Annotated in this window: 1 rRNA gene (cut by a window edge); it reads left to right on the top strand. The window is 50.8% G+C overall.

The annotated features are described in order from the left end of the window. A 23S ribosomal RNA gene (locus AC1HIL_RS01005) occupies positions 1-2,385 on the top strand (it extends 486 nt beyond the left edge of the window). Positions 2,386-2,500 lie beyond the last annotated feature (115 nt).

Raw genomic sequence — 2,500 nt, 5'->3', positions numbered from 1 at the left:
GGGAGTGAAATAGATCCTGAAACCGCGTGCTTACAAAAAGTAGGAGCCCGCAAGGGTGACTGCGTACCTTTTGTATAATGGGTCAGCGACTTACATTCAGTGGCAAGGTTAACCGAATAGGGAAGCCGTAGAGAAATCGAGTCCGAATAGGGCGATCAGTCGCTGGGTGTAGACCCGAAACCAAGTGATCTATCCATGGCCAGGATGAAGGTGCCGTAACAGGTACTGGAGGTCCGAACCGACTAGTGTTGCAAAACTAGCGGATGAGCTGTGGATAGGGGTGAAAGGCTAAACAAACTTGGAAATAGCTGGTTCTCTCCGAAAACTATTTAGGTAGTGCCTCAAGTATTACCTTCGGGGGTAGAGCACTGTTTTGGCTAGGGGGTCATGGCGACTTACCAAACCAAGGCAAACTCCGAATACCGAAGAGTACAGCTTGGGAGACAGAGCACCGGGTGCTAACGTCCGGACTCAAGAGGGAAACAACCCAGACCGCCAGCTAAGGTCCCTAAAATTGGCTAAGTGGGAAACGAAGTGGGAAGGCTAAAACAGTCAGGATGTTGGCTTAGAAGCAGCCATCATTTAAAGAAAGCGTAATAGCTCACTGATCGAGTCGTCCTGCGCGGAAGATGTAACGGGGCTAAGCCAGTTACCGAAGCTGCGGATTTGCAATTTATTGCAAGTGGTAGGAGAGCGTTCTGTAAGCCTGTGAAGGTGCGTTGTAAAGCGTGCTGGAGGTATCAGAAGTGCGAATGCTGACATGAGTAGCGTTAAAGGGGGTGAAAAGCCCCCTCGCCGTAAGCGCAAGGTTTTCTACGCAACGTTCATCGGCGTAGAGTGAGTCGGCCCCTAAGGCGAGGCAGAGATGCGTAGCTGATGGGAAACAGGTCAATATTCCTGTACCGATATACAGTGCGATGTGGGGACGGATCTTAATAGGTCATCCGGGTGTTGGATATCCCGGTTTAGTTGGATGTAGGCGTGCATTAGGCAAATCCGGTGCACATATACCGAGGCCAACGATCGAGCGAGCTTGCTCGCGAAGTGACTGAACGAGGTTCCAGGAAAAGCCACTAAGCTTCAGCTGTATACGACCGTACCGCAAACCGACACTGGTGCGCGAGATGAGTATTCTAAGGCGCTTGAGAGAACTCAGGAGAAGGAACTCGGCAAATTGACACCGTAACTTCGGAAGAAGGTGTGCCCTATTAGTGTGAAGTGAACAACGGAGCATGAATGGGTTGCAAAAAATCGGTGGCTGCGACTGTTTATTAAAAACACAGCACTCTGCAAACACGAAAGTGGACGTATAGGGTGTGACGCCTGCCCGGTGCTGGAAGATTAAATGATGGGGTGCAAGCTCTTGATTGAAGTCCCAGTAAACGGCGGCCGTAACTATAACGGTCCTAAGGTAGCGAAATTCCTTGTCGGGTAAGTTCCGACCTGCACGAATGGCGTAACGATGGCCACACTGTCTCCTCCTGAGACTCAGCGAAGTTGAAATGTTTGTGATGATGCAATCTCCCCGCGGAAAGACGGAAAGACCCCATGAACCTTTACTGTAGCTTTGTATTGGACTTTGAACAGATCTGTGTAGGATAGGTGGGAGGCTTTGAAGCAGGGTCGCTAGATCTTGTGGAGCCAACGTTGAAATACCACCCTGGTGTGTTTGAGGTTCTAACCTAGGTCCATTATCTGGATCGGGGACAGTGCATGGTAGGCAGTTTGACTGGGGCGGTCTCCTCCCAAAGCGTAACGGAGGAGTTCGAAGGTACGCTAGTTACGGTCGGACATCGTGACGATAGTGCAATGGCATAAGCGTGCTTAACTGCGAGACTGACAAGTCGAGCAGATGCGAAAGCAGGACATAGTGATCCGGTGGTTCTGTATGGAAGGGCCATCGCTCAACGGATAAAAGGTACTCTGGGGATAACAGGCTGATACCGCCCAAGAGTTCATATCGACGGCGGTGTTTGGCACCTCGATGTCGGCTCATCTCATCCTGGGGCTGTAGCCGGTCCCAAGGGTATGGCTGTTCGCCATTTAAAGAGGTACGTGAGCTGGGTTTAAAACGTCGTGAGACAGTTTGGTCCCTATCTTCCGTGGGCGCTGCAGATTTGAGGAAGCCTGCTCCTAGTACGAGAGGACCGGAGTGGACACACCTCTGGTGTATCGGTTGTCACGCCAGTGGCATTGCCGAGTAGCTAAGTGTGGAAGAGATAACCGCTGAAAGCATCTAAGCGGGAAACTCGTTTCAAGATGAGATCTGCCGGGGCCTCGAGCCCCCTGAAGAGTCGTTCAAGACCAGGACGTTGATAGGTCAGGTGTGGAAGCGCAGTAATGCGTTAAGCTAACTGATACTAATTGCTCGTGCGGCTTGACCCTATAACTTTGATCAAGAAGATCAAGGTGTTATGCCAAGTTGACGCATTCAAAACACATTCAAATAACGCCTCCGCGCGTGCTGATTCAAACTCTATGAATTCGCCAGGTTGATCAC

It is taken from the genome of Variovorax sp. ISS6, assembly GCF_056523145.1.
The sequence above is the reverse complement of the archived record's forward strand: the minus strand, read 5'-3'. Positions and strand labels throughout refer to the sequence as shown.